Origin of the sequence: Kitasatospora sp. NPDC058046 (genome assembly GCF_042885595.1) — a bacterium.
GTDB lineage: Bacteria > Actinomycetota > Actinomycetes > Streptomycetales > Streptomycetaceae > Kitasatospora.
Genome location: NZ_JBHVRS010000002.1, coordinates 265,231 through 281,113, shown reverse-complemented (window position 1 = coordinate 281,113; position 15,883 = coordinate 265,231). Strand labels below are relative to the sequence as shown.

General features: G+C 75.3%; 14 protein-coding genes. 3 read left to right on the top strand and 11 right to left on the bottom strand.

The features are described from left to right. Nucleotides 1–25: 25 nt before the first annotated feature. The 6 genes from ACFVU7_RS05500 to lanKC form a co-directional block, all read right to left on the bottom strand. Nucleotides 26–2,155: a prolyl oligopeptidase family serine peptidase gene (locus tag ACFVU7_RS05500; RefSeq protein WP_388044449.1), complete on the bottom strand. Its 2,130-nt coding sequence runs from the start codon at nt 2,153–2,155 to the stop codon at nt 26–28. Beyond that, nucleotides 2,148–3,422: an MFS transporter gene (locus tag ACFVU7_RS05495; protein WP_049659081.1), complete on the bottom strand. Its 1,275-nt coding sequence runs from the start codon at nt 3,420–3,422 to the stop codon at nt 2,148–2,150. The genes ACFVU7_RS05500 and ACFVU7_RS05495 overlap by 8 nt, the downstream gene beginning before the upstream one ends. Then, nucleotides 3,419–5,374, bottom strand: coding sequence for an FtsX-like permease family protein (locus ACFVU7_RS05490; protein ID WP_388044448.1), 1,956 nt, complete (start codon nt 5,372–5,374; stop codon nt 3,419–3,421). Before ACFVU7_RS05490 ends, ACFVU7_RS05495 begins: the two co-directional genes overlap by 4 nt. A gap of 385 nt (nt 5,375–5,759) precedes the next feature. Then, nucleotides 5,760–5,849, bottom strand: coding sequence for a class III lanthipeptide (locus ACFVU7_RS05485; RefSeq protein WP_198959315.1), 90 nt, complete (start codon nt 5,847–5,849; stop codon nt 5,760–5,762). A 51-nt stretch (nt 5,850–5,900) separates the two neighbouring features. Continuing rightward, nucleotides 5,901–5,990 carry a class III lanthipeptide gene (locus ACFVU7_RS05480; RefSeq protein WP_220450056.1) on the bottom strand — a complete coding sequence of 30 codons (90 nt, stop codon included), beginning with the start codon at nt 5,988–5,990 and terminating at the stop codon, nt 5,901–5,903. A 2-nt stretch (nt 5,991–5,992) separates the two neighbouring features. Beyond that, nucleotides 5,993–8,560 carry a class III lanthionine synthetase LanKC gene (gene lanKC / locus ACFVU7_RS05475; RefSeq protein ID WP_388044447.1) on the bottom strand — a complete coding sequence of 856 codons (2,568 nt, stop codon included), beginning with the start codon at nt 8,558–8,560 and terminating at the stop codon, nt 5,993–5,995. A gap of 214 nt (nt 8,561–8,774) precedes the next feature. Between lanKC and ACFVU7_RS05470 the strand changes: the two genes are divergently transcribed. Continuing rightward, the gene (locus ACFVU7_RS05470; protein ID WP_049659617.1) at nt 8,775–9,422 is read left to right on the top strand and encodes a response regulator transcription factor; all 648 of its coding nucleotides are present in this window, start codon (nt 8,775–8,777) and stop codon (nt 9,420–9,422) included. Nucleotides 9,423–9,463: 41 nt separating this feature from the next. Here the strand turns inward: ACFVU7_RS05470 and ACFVU7_RS05465 are convergent, their stop codons facing one another. The 4 genes from ACFVU7_RS05465 to mca all read right to left on the bottom strand — a co-directional run bounded on the left by ACFVU7_RS05465 (nt 9,464) and on the right by mca (nt 13,353). Continuing rightward, nucleotides 9,464–10,381, bottom strand: coding sequence for an ArsR/SmtB family transcription factor (locus tag ACFVU7_RS05465; RefSeq protein ID WP_380743408.1), 918 nt, complete (start codon nt 10,379–10,381; stop codon nt 9,464–9,466). A 315-nt stretch (nt 10,382–10,696) separates the two neighbouring features. Further along, the gene (locus ACFVU7_RS05460) at nt 10,697–12,043 is read right to left on the bottom strand and encodes a sensor histidine kinase (RefSeq protein ID WP_388044446.1); all 1,347 of its coding nucleotides are present in this window, start codon (nt 12,041–12,043) and stop codon (nt 10,697–10,699) included. 163 nt (nt 12,044–12,206) lie between these two features. Further along, complete coding sequence (locus tag ACFVU7_RS05455) at nt 12,207–12,398, bottom strand: hypothetical protein (protein WP_049654716.1); 192 nt, start codon at nt 12,396–12,398, stop codon at nt 12,207–12,209. Between the two features lie 49 nt (nt 12,399–12,447). Next, nucleotides 12,448–13,353, bottom strand: a complete 906-nt coding sequence (mca, locus tag ACFVU7_RS05450; protein WP_049654715.1) for a mycothiol conjugate amidase Mca — start codon at nt 13,351–13,353, stop codon at nt 12,448–12,450. Between the two features lie 244 nt (nt 13,354–13,597). Here mca and ACFVU7_RS05445 point away from each other — a divergent pair, with 244 nt between their 5' ends. Both ACFVU7_RS05445 and greA read left to right on the top strand, forming a co-directional pair. Next, the gene (locus ACFVU7_RS05445) at nt 13,598–14,011 is read left to right on the top strand and encodes a DUF4307 domain-containing protein (RefSeq protein ID WP_049654714.1); all 414 of its coding nucleotides are present in this window, start codon (nt 13,598–13,600) and stop codon (nt 14,009–14,011) included. A 352-nt stretch (nt 14,012–14,363) separates the two neighbouring features. Beyond that, nucleotides 14,364–14,864, top strand: coding sequence for a transcription elongation factor GreA (greA, locus tag ACFVU7_RS05440; protein ID WP_049654713.1), 501 nt, complete (start codon nt 14,364–14,366; stop codon nt 14,862–14,864). 161 nt (nt 14,865–15,025) lie between these two features. Here greA and ACFVU7_RS05435 read toward each other — a convergent pair whose 3' ends face one another. Then, the gene (locus ACFVU7_RS05435; protein ID WP_049654712.1) at nt 15,026–15,883 is read right to left on the bottom strand and encodes an ABC transporter permease; all 858 of its coding nucleotides are present in this window, start codon (nt 15,881–15,883) and stop codon (nt 15,026–15,028) included.

The window sequence follows — 15,883 nt, the reverse complement described above, 5'->3', positions numbered from 1 at the left end:
CTCCTCGGTTGGACACGGGCTGAGGTCAGGACTGCGGTCTGGGCCGGGGGCCGGGCGGACCGGCGGGCGGGGCTCCGCACGGACCGGCGGGCGGGTCGGCGGGCAGGTCGGCGGGTGGCAACAGGCCGGTGCCGGCGGCCAGCAGGGCGAGGGAGCGGACCGCGAGCTCCCGTCCGGCCGCGGCCGGACGGCCCTGGTGGCCGCCGCTGTCGTGGTGGTCGAGCAGGACCGGCGCCGCCCCGGTGGAGGCCTGTCCGAGCGCCGCGCAGAGCTTCCAGGCGTGCCAGGGCGGCACCCGCGCGTCGTTCGCCCCGGTGGCGAGCAGCACCGCCGGGTAGGCCGTCCCTGGCACCACCCGGTGGTACGGGGAGTAGTCGAGCAGCGCCCGCAGCGCCCGCGGGTCGGCCGGATCGCCGTACTCCTCCGCCCAGAGCCGGCCGAGGCCGCCGACCTGGTAGCGGGCCAGGTCGGTGAGCGGGGCCACGCACACCGCGGCGGACAGCAGACCGGGCTCCCGGGTGAGCGCGGCGGCGACCACCAGCGCCCCGTTGCTGGCGGCCAGTGCGCCCAGCCCGCCGGCCGGGGCCTCGCCGCGTTCGACCAGCATCGCGGCGGCGGCCCGGAAGTCGTCCACGGTGGCGCTCTTGCCGGGGCCCCGGCCGGCGGCCGCCCAGGCGGGGCCGAGCTCGCCGCCGCCGCGCGCGTGCACCCAGGCGATCCGGCCGCCGGCCCGCAGCCAGGCCTCCATGGCCGGGTCCCAGGAGGGTTCCAGCGGGAGGCCGAAGCCCCCGTAGACGGTGAGCAGGGTGGGCGCGGGGCGGCCGCGGTCCCGCGGCCCGGGGTCGCAGACCGTCACCGGGACGGGCGCGCCGTCCCGGCCGACGGCGGTGAGGGTGCGCAGCGCGGCGCGGCGCTCGGGGGGTTCGACCGGGCCGGAGCCGTCCAGGCTCCTGGTCCAGGTGCCGTACCGGGGGTCGTCGGCGAGCAGCCAGACCGACCCGCCGACCCGCCCGTGCCGGTCGTACGGGGTGGCGCCGAGGCGCAGCCGGGCGGGCCAGTGCAGTGCGGTGGCGCCGCCGCCAGGTGCCTCGCCCGGCGCCCCGCCCGGCCGGTGCAGGTCGAGCCGGTGGGTGGTCCCCAGCCGGCGGAGCAGCGCCAGGCCGGGCCTCCGGCCGGGGCCGAGCACCCGCAGGGCGGTGACCGGGCCCGCCTGTACTTCACCGGCGGCGGGCGGTTCACCGACGGCGAGCGGCGCGACCACGGCGGGCCGCCCGGTGGCGCCCCGGGCCAGCTCGTCCAGGTCCAGCGCGAGCAGCTCGTCGGCGGCGAGGAAGCAGACCGTCTCGTTCAGGTCCAGGGCGGTGACCCGCCGCCCGTCGAGGTCGAGCGGCTGCCAGTCGGGCACCGCCCGGCCGGTCCACCGGGTGGCCCACCAGCGCGCCGGGCCGGACGGCTGCGGGCGGGTGCGCAGCAGCAGGTTCCCGCCGGGACCGCCGTGGAGGGTGAGCCGGACCGGGCCGGGCACCGGCAGGGCGAGCCGGCGGGCCGGGCCGCCGCCCGGGTGGCGGGCCGCCAGGGTGTGCTCGGTGCGGGTGCCGGCGGTGTACACCAGCGCCTCGCCGGTGAAGGCGAGGGTGGCGTACGGGGCCGCGTCGGGCAGGTGGTGGGGCCGGTCGCCCGGGCGGGTGGGGAGCAGGTGCAGGCCGCCGTTCTCGGCTCCGTCCCGGTGCAGTTGGACGGCGATGAACCGGCCGTGCGGCTCGGGCTGCCAGCCGGCGATCCGGTCACCGGGGCCGATGACGCCCTCGGTGGGCGTCCGACGGGTGCCATCGGGGTGCCGGACGGTCAGGACGTCGCCGTCCGGGCCGCGTTCGTGGCGGAAGAGCAGGCCGCCGGCCTCGGCGGGCGGGGTGGGCGTCCGGTCGGGCGCCTCCCGTTCCACCCGGTCGAGCAGGGCGGCCCAGGCGGGCTCGTCGGAGCGCTGCGGGCGGGCGGCCAGCAGGCGCCGCTGCTCGGCGAGCCAGGCCCGGGCGCGCGGGGTATCCGCCTCCTCCAGCCAGCGGTACGGGTCCGCCGGCGTGAGGAGTGGGTCCGCCGGCCCGGCGTTCGGCGCCGCCGGCCCGGGCGGCGCGGCCCGGTGGTCGAGGTCAGCCATGGACGGCCTCCGCGGGGTTGTCGTTCCGTCGTTCCGGGGCACCCCCGGCCCCGGTCGGACCGGCGGCGGGCCCACCACCGGTCCGGCCCGCGGTGGCGGCCAGCCCGACCGCGGCGAGGACCACCACGACCACGGCCGCGCCGGCCACCGTGCCGGTCAGTCCGAAAGCGTGGGCGCACAGGCCCGCGAGGGTCGGCCCGGCGGGCGCGACCAGTTGGGCGAGGAAGCCGATGCCGCTGTGCACCCGGCCCTGCAGACCCGGCGGGGTCACCTCCATCTGGGTGACCGCGATCAGCACGGTGACCACCGGTCCGGCGGCCGCGGCGAGGGCCAGCGGAAGGACCGCCGTCCAGTGCCCCTGGGCCAGGGTGAAGCCGGGCAGGGCGAGCGCGACCACGGCCGTACCGAGGGCGATGCCCCGGGCGGGCGGCAGCCGCCGGGCCAGCGCCGGTGCGAGCAGCGATCCGGCCAGCCCGCCGGTGCCCAGGGCCGCGGTCAGCACCCCGATGTGCACGGCGCCCCCGCCCGAGGCCACCACCACGATCAGCAGCCCGTTGAACACCAGGTTGAGCACGGCCGCGTTGACCACCGCGTAGCGCAGGAAGGGCACCCGCCAGATGAACCGGACGCCTTCGGCCAGCGCGGCCCGGACGCCGGGGGCGGCCGGCTCGTCCCCGGGGCGCTCCCGCCTCCCCTTCGGCAGCAGTGCCACGCAGCAGACGGCCGCCAGGTAGCTGCCGGCGTCGACGGCGAACACCCAGGACGGGTGGACGGCCAGCAGCGCACCGCCGGCCACCGGGCCGGCCATCGCCGCGACGGCCGTCCTGCTCTGCAGCAGGCCGACCGCGCGGGGAAGGTGCTCGGGCCGCACGAAGCACCGCACCACCACGTTCTCGACGGGGGCCAGGGTGCTGCCCACCGCGCCGAGCAGCAGGGCGGCGACCAGCACCGCCCACAGCGGCGGCATGCCGCCGGAGGCCGACAGGGCCAGCGCGGCCAGGACGAGTGCGCCGGCCGCGTTGCCGGTCAGCAGCACCGTCCGCCGCTCCCGGCGGTCGGCGAGGACGCCGGCCGGCAGCCGGGCCAGCAGCACCCCGACGGAGAGCGCCGTACCGGCCAGTCCGGCCTGCCGGATGTCACCGCCGGCCCGCAGCGCGACCACCGGGAGGGCGATCACCGAGGCGGCGGTGCCCAGGGCCGAGGCGGACTCGCCGCCGTAGAGCAGCCAGAACGACCGCCCCAGCCCTCCGGCGGCCGCCGCGCTCACGCCGACCCCGTCGCGAACTGTCGCCGGATGCCGCGCAGCGGACGGGCCGCCAGCGCCGCCGGGACGGCGGTGGCGACCAGCACCCCGACCAGGACGCCGACCGTCCACGGCACGTCCAGGGCGGGCAGCACCCCCTGCCCGACGGCCCGGGCCAGCGGCACCAGGCAGATCCCGGCCGTCGCCACCGCCAGGACCGTCCCGACCAGCGCCGAGGCCAGCACCTCGTACACCACGCAGCGCAGCAGCTGCCCGCGGCCGAGGCCGAGGGCCCGCAGGTGGGCGCGCTGGGAACGGCGGTCCCGCTGGGCGATGGCGCAGGTGTTGGCGAGGGCGAGCAGCGCGTACCCACCCACCACGGCGACGATCAGCCGGGAGGCCATGTCGTCCTGCACGTTGCGCGGCCGCAGGTGGGCCAGGTAGTCGGCCCGCGTGGCGAGCCGCTGGCCGGGCCGCAGCTCCCAGGCGCCCGGGTCACCGCGGAGCAGCACCCGGTCGGCGTACGGGGCCGGGGTGTGCTCGAGGGCGAGGTCGACGGGGAGGACGTACGAGGGGAAGGCCAGGTCCCGCTGGTAGACGGCGACGAGCCGCAGCTGCGCCTGCTGTCCGTCGGCGAGCGTGAAGGTGACGTCCTGGCCGAGCTTCCAGTGGCGCGCGGTGGCCTCGGTGCTGCCCGCGGCGAACGTGCCGGGAGCCAACTCGTCCAGCCGGCCCTGCTGTTCGCCGAGGTCCAGGGCGCTCCGCAGGGCCGCCCCGTCGACGCCCCAGGCGCGGGTGGGCTTGGGCTTGTCGTCGTAGAAACTGGGCGGCGCGGTCACCTTGGTCGCGATCGGCGCGACGGCCGTCCCGCCGGGCAGGCCGGCGGGCCGGGCGGGCAGCTGGTGGCCCGGCTCGGCCGTCACCACCGCGTCGGCCCGCAGCGCCTGCTCGGTCTGCTGCTGCACGGCGGCCCCGATGGTGGCCCCCGAACCGAGCAGGCAGACCACGGTGCCGACGGCCAGCAGGACGGGCACCGCGATCGCGGCCGTCCGGGCGGGCGCGGCCCGCAGCCCCGCGGCGGCGATCCGGCCGGCCTTGCGGTCGAGCAGCAGCAGCACCGCGCAGCAGGGGCCGACGAGCAGCGGCACGAACCAGGGCGCGAGCACCGCGAGCGTGGGGATGACGGCCGTGGCCAGGCCCATCACCAGCGCGCCCTGGAGCACCGGCGGCAGGTCCATCACGACCATCAGGGCCACGAGCGGCCCGCAGAGCATCAGGACCATGGCGATGCCCGCCACCAGCCGGCCGGCGTTGCGGCGGGGCGGGGCCAGGGCCAGCGACTGGTCCTTGAGGAGGTCGATCGGCTGGACCCGGCCGGCCGCCAGCACGCTGGCCAGCGCGGCCAGCACCGCGACCGCGCAGGTGCCGAGGCAGGCGCCGACCGCGATCGCCCAGGTCTGCCCGGCGGAGGGCAGGTCGACCGCGGCGGGGAACAGCTCGCGCTCGATCAGCAGGCGGCGGCCGAACCCGGCCACCGGGACCGTCCCGGCCACCGCGGCGACGGCGGAGGGGGCCAGCGCGACCAGCGCGACGTCCGCGACGACCAGGGCCCGCAGCCGGCCGGCCGTCACCCCGAGGGCGCGCAGCACGGCGAACTGCCCGAGCCGCTGGTTGGTCCAGAGCGCGACCGTCGACCCCGTCACCAGCACCGCCGACATCAGCAGCATCGTCAGCAGCAGGCCCAGCAGGTTCTGCGCGTCCTTGGCCGCCGCCGCGGCGGACGAACCCTCCGGGTAGGACGGGCCGCTGACCGCCGCGAGCAGCAGCAGGCAGGCGCCCACGCCGGTGGCGGTGAGCGCGCAGGCGACCGCGACACCTATGACCCGCCCCGGGTACGCCCGTACCTCGGCGACGCACAGTCGCAGCGCGCCGAGCGGTCCGCTCGGACGGGTAGTCGGTTCTGATGCCACGGCCACGGTTAACTCACCCCAAAACGGTAAACAGAATGCAGAGCCGGGGAAGGCCGCATGTGCCGCGGCCTTCCCCTCTCTGTCACCCGGTACTGCCGGACCCAGGGGGTCAGCAGCTGAACACGCTGTACGAGCTGAACGGGGCGTCGACGACGATCTCCTCGTCGAGCTCCTGAAGCGCCAGAATGTCGGCCATCACAATCACCTCCTCCTCACCGCCTCGCCGGAACGCGGCACCAGGCCACAGGGGTCAGCAGTTGAACGCGCTGTACGAACTGAACGGGGCGTCGACGACGATCTCCTCGTCGAGCTCCTGAAGCGCCAGGATGTCGGCCATCACAATCACCTCCTCCTCACCGCCTCGCCGGTACACGGCACCGGGCTGCCGGGATCAGCAGCTCCAGTAGCTGAGCGAGCTGAACGGGGCGTCGACGACGATCTCCTCGTCGAGCTCCTGAAGCGCCAGGATGTCGGCCATCACAATCACCTCCTCCTCACCGTCTCGCCGGAACGCGGCACCAGGCCACGGACATCAGCAGCTGAACGCACTGACCGAGCTGAACGGGGCGTCAACGACGATCTCCTCGTCGAGCTCCTGAAGCGCCAGGATGTTGGCCATCACAGTCACCTCCCCTCGTCGTCTCGCCGGGACGGGGTACCGGGCTCGGCCCGCTCCGGCGTCCACCCGTGGACGGGGTGGGCACCGGGGAGCAGGCACTGCCCGGGGCTCTTGGCGGCGGCCAGCGCCAGCAGGGCGCCGGCGGAGCCGGTGGCCAGGTCGGTGGAGAGCCGGATCAGCTGGTCCCCGTGCAGGACGCTGCCGTCCTGATGGGGGGCCAGGTGGAGGTCCACCAGCCGGAGTTGCTCCTCCGCCTCGGCCCGCCAGCGCGGCAGGCGGGCGGCGACCTGGAACAGGGTGTAGGCGAGCCCGGCGCGGCCGTTGAACAGCCCGCCCTGGACGACCACGCGGACCGCGCCGGCCCGGGCCGCGGCCTCCAGCACCCGCTCGGCGTCGAGGGCTTCGGCCTGCGCGGCGGGCAGGGCCAGGACGGCGAGCGCCACTCCGGCCGAGCCCTCCGCCAGGTACGGCAGCAGCCGGCCCGAGCTGTACGTCTGCAGCATGTCGTCGACCAGCCGGCCGTGCCGCAGGTCGCAGCGGACGGCGCGTTCGGCGGCCTCGGCCCAGGCCGTGTCGCCGGTGAGGCGGGCGCAGCGGGCGAACAGCACCGCCGGTCCGGACCAGCCGCGCAGCAGACCCGGGCGGTCCAGCAGCCCGGCCTCGCCGATCCGCCCGGCGGCCTTGGCGGCCAGGGCGAGCGCCTCGTCCGTCGCTCCGGCCTCCAGCAGCAGCTGGGCGACGCCCGTCAGGCCGCCGTACAGACCGAGTGAGGAGGGCGGCGGGCCGGCCAGCAGCCGGTCCACCACGTTCGCGGCGTCCGGATGCCCGAGCCGGTGGAACAGCCAGCCGGCTCCGGCCAGCCCGTCGTACAGCCCGACGGGCGTGTCCGCGGGGGCGCGCCGCACGGCGGCGGCGAGCCAGTCCAGCTGTTCCCCGCCCGGTGCGGCCCCGGCCAGGTGCTGGGCGAGGAGCACGCCGGAGGAACCGTACGCCAGCCCGAGCGCGCCGCCGGGGCGCAGCCCGGCCACGTCGCCGGGGTGGAGGCGGTCCTCCCGCTCCGGGGTCGCCGCCGCGTCGATGCCGCGCAGCAGGGCCGCGGCGGTGAGCTCCGCCCGGGCACCGGCCGCGGGCCGGGCCCCGAGGTGGGGGCGCAGTGCCGGGGAGAGGGCGAGCCGCCCCGTCATCCGTTCGGCGAAGCCGGCGGGCACCGTCGGGAAGCACTCCGCGACGAGGTCCAGCAGCCCGCCGACGACGGCCGGGTTGCGCCTGGTGAGCGTGGTCAGCGCGACGAAGGCGGCGAGCTGGCAGCAGCCGAGCGCGAACAGGTCGGCCTCGCGGGCGTCGGTGATCTCCGGGTCGGTGAAGCCGGGCGCCCCGAGGGTGCGCCGGCGCGGGGTGTCCAGCGGCGTCGAGAGTTCGAAGTCGATCAGGGCGACGGTGCCGTCCGGGCGGATCATGATGTTGCGGTGGTGGAGGTCCCCGAAGGCCACCCCCTCCCGGTGCAGCGCCGCGACGCACTCCTCGACCAGCGCGAGCCGGGTGACCGCGAGCCCCGCGAAGTCGGCCAGCGCCCGGGCGTCCGGCCGGTGCCGGGTGAGCGGGTACTCCCGGCCCAGCCAGGCGCTGAAGGACTCGCCGGGGATGTACTCCATCACCAGGTAGTGGTGCTCCCAGCTGGTGAAGTACTCGTACAGCTCCGGCACGAACGGCAGGTGGCCGAGCCGCTCCAGGGCGTCCCGCTCGACCAGCAGCCGGGCCACCGCGTCCGTCTCCGAGGCGTCCAGCCCGGCGTGCGGGCGGGCCTCCTTGATGACGACCTGTCGGCCGTCCTCGTCCTCGGCGAGGTAGACCCCGCCGGCGTTGGAGAAGTGCAGCGCCTTGACCACCCGGTAGCGGCCGAGGCCGGCTCCCGCGTCGTCGGCGGCCGCGGCGATCCGCGCGGCCAGGAAGTCCGGGGTGGAGGCCCACTCCGGGACGGTGAAGCGCGGGCGCCGGGCGTCCGGCACCAGCCGGCCGTCCGGGTCCTTCACCGCGGGCACCCTGGTGCCGTCCGGCAGCTCGCACCACATCAGGGCGAAGCCCCCGTAGCGCACCGACACCGGGCCCTGGTTCCACCGCAGGTCGGACAGGACGTACGGGCCGGGGCGGCCGCCCAGCGCCTCCTCCAGCTCGGCGAGGACGGTCTCCAGTTCCTCGGCCGTCCTCGGGTAGACGGTGACGACCTTGCCGCTGGCGGACCGGTCGGCGTACTTGGCGTTCGTCACCGCGACCACCAGCCGGCTGCGCAGGTACTTCCAGGGCAGCCCGAGCCGGCGGCAGACCCGCCAGGCCGTCTCGATCGTCTCCTCGGCGGATTCGGGCGTGGCGCTGACGTGGACCTTCCAGCCCTGTTCCGGCAGCTGCGGGGCGCCGGAAGGCGCCAGCACCTCCCACACGCCCTGGGTGCGGCCGCGCCAGCCCTCGGGCAGCGCGCCCCCGCCCGGTGTGAACCGGGAGGCCCGGTCGTCACACCGCTCCAGGGCGTCGTACCACACCGGGTCGGCTATCGCATACGACTCGTATTTCGCGTCCACTTCGCCGTCCGCCCCCTTTCGAATATCCGCTGAACCGAATTCCGGTTTCCGCCGGAACCTTCGAAGCTCCGACTCCCCGTTCCGACAGGAACCATCCTTCCCGGACTCCCCGTCATGTGACAACGGTGTTAAGCGGAAACTGAATCCGGCGCATACCAGGCGGAATCCCGGCCTTCACTTCGGGGGCGCCGAAAGCCCGTGCGATCATGACGCCATGAAGACGCGTGTCGTGATCGCCGACGACCAGGCGAGCGTCCGCCAGGGGTTCCGGCACATCCTGGCGGCCCAGCCCGACATGGAGGTCGTGGCCGAGGCCGCGGACGGCCTGGAGGCCCTGGAGGCCGTCCGCACCCTGCGGCCGGACGTCCTGCTGGTCGACATCCGGATGCCGGAGCTGGACGGGCTGGAGGTCACCCGCCGGCTGGCCGGCATCACCCCGGAGGTGAAGGTCGTGGTGGTGACCACCTTCGACCTCGACGAGTACGTGCACACCGCGCTGCGCAACGGCGCCTGCGGCTTCCTGCTCAAGCACTCGGGGCCCGCGCTGCTCGCCGAGGCGATCCGCTCGGCGGTGGTCGGCGACTCGCTGATCAGCCCGCAGATCACCACCCGCCTGCTGCACCGCTTCACCGGCCCGCGCCGGGTCGACCGCTCCCCCGTCGAGCCGCTGACCAGCCGCGAGGAGGAGATCGCCGTCCTGGTCGCCGAGGGGCTGACCAACTCCGACATCGGCGCCGAGCTGTTCATCTCGCTGAGCACCGTCAAGACCCACCTGGCCAACCTCCAGCGCAAGTTGAAGGCCCGCAACCGGGTGGGCATCGCCACCTGGGCCTGGGAGTCGGGCCTGACCGAGCGCGGCTGAGCGGGCCCGCCCGCTCGGCCGCCGTCGGCCGCACCGGCCGCTCATCGCAGCGCCCGCCGACGGTCCCCGATCCACCGCGGGGCCGCGCCGCCGAGGGGCCGCCCCTCCCCGCCCGACGGGGCCTCGCCGCGCAGCAGTGCCCGACCCAGCGGGGTGACGGTGTGCAGCACGCCGTTGCCGCAGCGCCGGGTGTCGATCAGCCCGGACGCCCTCAGCACGGCGGTGTGCTGGCTGACCGCCGAGGCCGTCACTCCGAGCCGCCCGGCCAACTCGCCGGTGGTACAGCCGTCCAGCAGGGCCTGCAGGGCCGCGGCCCTGGTCCGGCCGACCAGGGCCGCCAGCGACTCCTCCCCGCCCCGGCCCGCGCTCTCCGCCGCCTCCCGCGCCCCCACGGGCACGGGGAGGCCGATCCGGTCGGGACGCATCGCGAAGAGCAGCGTCGGAGCCTCCTCGGGCTCCCCGTGCCGGGGCCGGAGCACCACCCCGGCGCCCTGCAGGAAGAGCGACGGGGCCAGCCGCAACCCCCGCCCGTCGAGGGTGAGTTCGACGTCCCGCTCGGCGGGGATCTCCAGCACCGGGGCGGTCCAGCGGATCCGCGGGTGCAGCGTGCCGAGCAGCGCGTCCACCCCGCCGCGGCCGGCGATCTGGCGGCGGGCGTCCCGCTCCGCCTCCAGCCGGGACCGGACGTCCGCCCAGCAGGGCTGCAGCGCCACCCGGTGGAACTCGCGGACCGCCGCCGCGACGTCGGCCCGCTGGACCACCGATTCGGCGCCGCGACCGGACGACACGATCCGGCCATTCGCCCACACCCGCAGTACGTCCCGGAAACCACCGTTGGCTCCCGAAAGGCGCCGCAGCCGCTCGGCCAGCACCGGCTGCCGCGCCAATTGCCCGCGGACGGCCCGCTGCCAGGGGCGGAAGAACTCCCCGCCGCTCCGCCACGCCTCCAGTGCCAGCACCGCCTCCATCTCCTGGTCGACATTTCCAGCAATTCGTACACGAGCCAGATCCTCGGCGGACATCGCAATGCGAATCACAGACTGATCCCCCGATCGGGGTTCATGCATCGGGACGGCCCAGGGGAACCCCGCACCCTGATCGCCGCACCGACATCCTTGCCCGCCCGCGAGGCGCGTCGCCATCGGCCGATCGGCCCATTTGATCGTCGAGAACGCCGAAATCGGCGCCTCCGGATGTGCCGAATGGCCTGGATGGACCCGTCAGCGGGCTCGAATCAGCCCTCCGGACGGCCCCGACGGAACCACCCCGCCCGATCAGCCCCCGAGGCCCGCCACACCCTCCGTCGGCAGCACCGCGTCGACCCGCCAGCCGCCCTCCGGCCCCGGCCCGACCGTCAGTTCGCCGCCGGCCGCCTCCACCCGCTCCCGCAGGCCCGCGAGGCCGAAGCCGCCGCCCTCCCGCTCGGCCCCGCCGAGCCCGACGCCGACACCGCCCGCGCCGCCCGTGCCACCCACGCCGCCGTCCGCACCGCCGGAGCCCCCGGCCCCGTCCGGCGCCCCGTCGTCGGTGACCGTGACGCGCAACGCCGGCCGCCCGCCGCACCGGTCCGGGCCGACCTCGATCGCCACCTCCCGGGCCCCGGGCGCGTGCCGTCGGACGTTCGTCAGCGCCTCCACCACCAGCCGGTAACCGAGCCCGCTGATCGCCGCCGGCACCGCCGCCAGTTCGGCCTCCGCGGGGGCCTCCAGCCGCACCCGCGCGGAGCCGCTGCGGGTGAACCGCTCGGCCAGCGCGGGCAGTTCGCTCAGGTCACGGCGCAGACTGCGCGCACCGGCTCCCCCCGCCGCCGCCCGCCCCGCGCCCCGGTCGGCCGTCGCGACCGCCCCGGACCCGCGCGGCTCCGGATCGGCGTCGTCCGCCGTGAAGACCTGGACGGTCCGGTCCATGGTGACCAGTGCCTGCCGACCGGCCGCCTCGATCCCCGCCAGCAGCTCGACCACCCGCCCCGGGTCCTTCTGGGCCAGCACCTGCGCGGCCTGGGCCAGCACCACCACCCCGGTGACGTCGTGCGCGGCGAAGTCGTGCAGGTCTCGGGCCAGGTCCAGGCGCTGCGCCCGCCGTTCGGCCACCACCGCCGCCCGCGCGCGGCTGTCCATCGAGCGCAGGTAGCGGCCGACCCCGACCACCACGCAGGCCAGCAGGGCCGAGCCCAGGCAGAGCTTGACGGTCACCACGGGCGGGGCCGGCGGCTCGGCCCAGAGGGCGATCCGCAGCGGCAGCAGCGCCACCGCCGCCACCAGCAGCGTGCCGTGGCCGAAGGCGGCGGCCGGGGACAGCCTGCGCACCGCGGGGACGACCGGCGCGAGCAGCGCGACGGCCTCCAGCAGCCACCACAACTCGATGCCGCCGGACGCCGGCCCCCGGTAGCCGGCCGTCACCAGCAGCGACACCGCGCAGGCGGCCAGCACCGAGGGGCCCACCGCGCCGACCCGCCCCGGGGCCCAGAGCACCGGGAACAGCCCGGCCACCACCGCCACCGCGCCGGAGCCGACGATCAGCGGCCCCGGGTCCCCCGACCCGGCCAGCGCGGCCGCCAGCACCCCCGCCGCCGCCGTTCCGTACCCCGCCCTGCGCACCACGGTGTGCCACGACCACGTCATGGTTCGGGATCCTACGAAGCCTGACGGCCCGCCAGGACGGCTTCACCGAAGACGGGCCCCGCGGACGCTTCACCGAAGACGGACCCAACGGACGGCTCTCACCGCAGACGGGCCCCAGCCGGTTCCGGAGAAGGCCGGCCCCCACGGGGGACCGGCCGACGGCTCACTCCTTCGGGCCCTCCGGCTCCTCGACGAAGTCGACCTTCTTGAACTGCCGGTTCATCGACTTGGCCAGGAACCAGGTCGCGACGCCGAGGGCGGCGAAGACGACGAAGCCGAGGAGGCCGGGGGTGACCTTGGCGTCGTCGACGGCGAGGTCAGCGGCGAGATTGACGAGGTTCACGGAGGCGCTCATATCTCTATGGTGGCCCGGCTCACGGGGAGCCGGGCCATCGGGGGGTGGTTCAGTCGCGCGTGTCGGCGGCCTCGGCCGCCAGTGTGGGGGTGCGCAGGCCGGCGAACAGGTCGTCCTCCGGCAGGTCGACGTCGACCAGGGTACGGGCGAGCTCGTAGTCCTCGGTGGGCCAGACCTCGCGCTGGACCTCCAGCGGGACGCGGAACCACGGGCCGTCCGGGTCGATCTGGGTCGCGTGGGCGATCAGCGCGCGGTCGCGGGTCTCGAACCAGTCGCCGCAGCGGACCCGGGTGGTGATCTCGCGCTCCTTGCGGCCGCTCTTCTCCCAGCCCTCGATCCACTCGCCGTACGGCGACTCGTGGCCGTGCTCGGTGAGGTACTCGTGCAGGGCCCGGATGCGGCCCATCGGGAAGCCGTGGTTGTAGTACAGCTTCAGCGGCTGCCAGGGCTCGCCGGCCTCCGGGTAGGCGTCCGGGTCACCCGCGGCGTCGAAGGCCAGCATGGTGATCTTGTGGGTCATGATGTGGTCCGGGTGCGGGTAGCCGCCGTTCTCGTCGTAGGTCGTGATGACCTGCGGCTTGAACTCGCGGATCAGCCGGACCAGCGGCTCCGCCGCCGCCTCGACGTCCTGGAGGGCGAAGCAGCCCTCGGGCAGCGGGGGCAGCGGGTCCCCCTCGGGCAGCCCGGAGTCGACGAAGCCCAGCCAGGCCTGGTCGACGCCGAGGATCGCCCGCGCCTCGTCCATCTCCTTGCGGCGCACCTCGTGGATGTTCTCCTCGATGTACGGGTCCCCCTGGAGCTTGGGGTTGAGGACCGACCCGCGCTCGCCCCCCGTGCAGGTGGCCACCAGCACGTCCACGCCCTGCTCGACGTACATGGCCATGGTGGCCGCGCCCTTGCTGGACTCGTCGTCCGGGTGGGCGTGCACCGCCATCAGTCGCAACTGCTCAGTCAACGCCTTGCGTTCCTTCCACACTTGTCGGGCGTTCCGCGAAGTCCGGGTCTGCCCACCGTACGAACCGCTCACTCCGGGACCGCGTCGCCGCGGGGCCGGGCCGCGGATCGTCGCCGGCGCGGCCGAGCCCTGCCCCCGCCGGACCGGCCGCGGGCGTGCCCCTCCTATAGTGACGGACTGGAGGAGCGTCGCATTCCCCCGCACCACCCCGGGCGGCCCCTCCCCCAGGAGAGGACGGAGTCCGATGAGTGCAGACACCACCGCCACCGCACCGCCCGAGGGGCGCTACGGCCGTGGCGGCGACCGCGACTCGGACCGCCGCCTGAAGGTGATCGGCGCGGTCTGCGGCGTGCTGGGCCTCGGCCTGATCGCCTGGCTGGGCGGCTCCTACATGCTGCGCGAGTCGAAGATCAACGGCTCGGTGCCGACCTTCGAGGTGCTCTCCGACTCCGAGGTCCAGCTGCACCTCACCGTGCGCAAGAGCAGCGGGCAGGCCGGCAGCTGCACGGTCCGCTCGCAGGGCGACGACCACGGGGTGGTCGGGGTGGCCGACTTCCCCGTCCCGGCGGCCGGCTCCAGCTACGACGCGGTGGTCACCCTGCGCACCACCTCGCGCGGCACCACCGCCGAGCTGCTGGGCTGCACCCCCGCCAAGTAGCGCACTCCCGCCGAGTAGCGCACCCCGACCGCGCAACGCGCCCCGGGCGGGCGGCGCGCCCGGGCCGGACAGCGCACCCCGACCGGGGCGGCGCGCATATTCGATCCGGAGAACGGGCATCCGTAGAGGGTCCCGCACCCGGTTGCTGTACACCTCGGCGTAACGCCGCCGTCAATGGCGCGCAAACGCCCCTCCCGCTTGTCAGCAGGACTTGTTAGGCTCGTGGTTTCGCCCCTTCCGCACCGGATGGTACGGGAGCGGGCGTTGCTTTGTAGTTGAGACCGATATCACCACCGACCCCTGCTGACGACTCACACCCTCAGCACAGCCCCAGCACCTACGAGGAGCACCCGTGACCCAGACCAGTGAGAACGTGACCTGGCTCACTCAGGCCGGCTACGACCAGCTCAAGGCCGAGCTGGACCACCTGACCGGGCCCTGGCGCATCGAGATCGCCCAGAAGATCGAGGCGGCGCGCGAGGAGGGGGACCTCAAGGAGAACGCCGGCTACCACGCGGCGAAGGAGGAGCAGGGCAAGTACGAGCTGCGGATCCGTCAGCTCACCCAGCTGCTGGAGCGCGCCAAGGTCGGCGAGGCGCCGGCCGACTCGGGCATGGTGGCCCCGGGCATGGTCGTCACGGTCGCCTTCGACGGCGACGAGGACGACCTCATGGAGTTCCTGCTCGCCTCCCGCGAGGTCGCGGGCTCGGACGAGCTGGACGTCTACTCGCCGCAGTCCCCGCTGGGCCGCGCGATCGACGGCAAGCGGATCGGTGACGAGGCCACCTACGAGCTGCCGAACGGCAAGCCGGCCATGGTGAAGATCGTCAAGGTCGTGCCGCACGCCGGCTGATCCGGCCGCGCCACGACGCGGGGGCGGCCGCGGGAGTCAGGGACTTCCGCGGCCGCCCTCCGGCGTTCCGGGCGGGGCCGGGCACGGGACCCGATAGCCCAAGGACCCGATCAGCTCCGGGACCCGATCAACCCAGGAGCCCGATCAGCCCCGGGGCCCGATCAGGCGGTGGAGGAGCGGTACTTGCGCACCGCCAGCCAGGAGAACACCGCGGTGATCACGATCGACCACAGCACCGACACCAGCGCCGCGTGCTGCATCGGCCAGGCGCTGTCCACCGGCCCGACCTGGTTGCCGAACAGCACCCGGCAGGCCTGCACGGTGGCGCTGAACGGGTTCCAGTACGCGATCCCCTGGAGCCAGCCCGGCATCGAGGTGACCGGCACGAAGGCGTTGGACACGAAGGTCAGCGGGAACAGCCAGATCAGCCCGGCCGAGGTGGCCGCCTCGGGGCTGCGTACCGACAGGCCGATCAGCGCGCCGATCCAGGAGAAGGCGTAGCCGAGCAGGAGCAGCAGGCCGAAGGCGCCGAGCGCCTTGAGCACGCCCTCGTGGATCCGCCAGCCGACCAGCAGCGCGACCACCGCCAGCACGACCAGGGTGAACGCGGTCTGGCACAGGTCCGCGAGGGTGCGGCCGACGAGCACCGCGGAGCGGGCCATCGGCAGCGAGCGGAACCGGTCCACCAGCCCCTTGCTCATGTCCTCCGCGATGCCCGCCGAGGCGCCGGCGACGGCGAAGGTGACGGTCTGGGCGAAGATTCCGGCCATCAGGTACTGGATGTACGTGTCCGAGCTGGAGTCGGTGCCGGGGATCTTGATCGCCCCGCCCATCACGTACGAGAACAGCAGCACGAACATGACCGGCTGCATCAGCCCGAAGACCACGATCTCCGGGATGCGGGTCATCCGGCGCAGGTTGCGCTTGGCGACCACCCAGGAGTCGTGCAGGGAGGCGGCGATCCCCCGGCGCTGCCTGGGTATCGCCGGTCCGATGGCGTGCTCGGTGGCGGTGGTCAT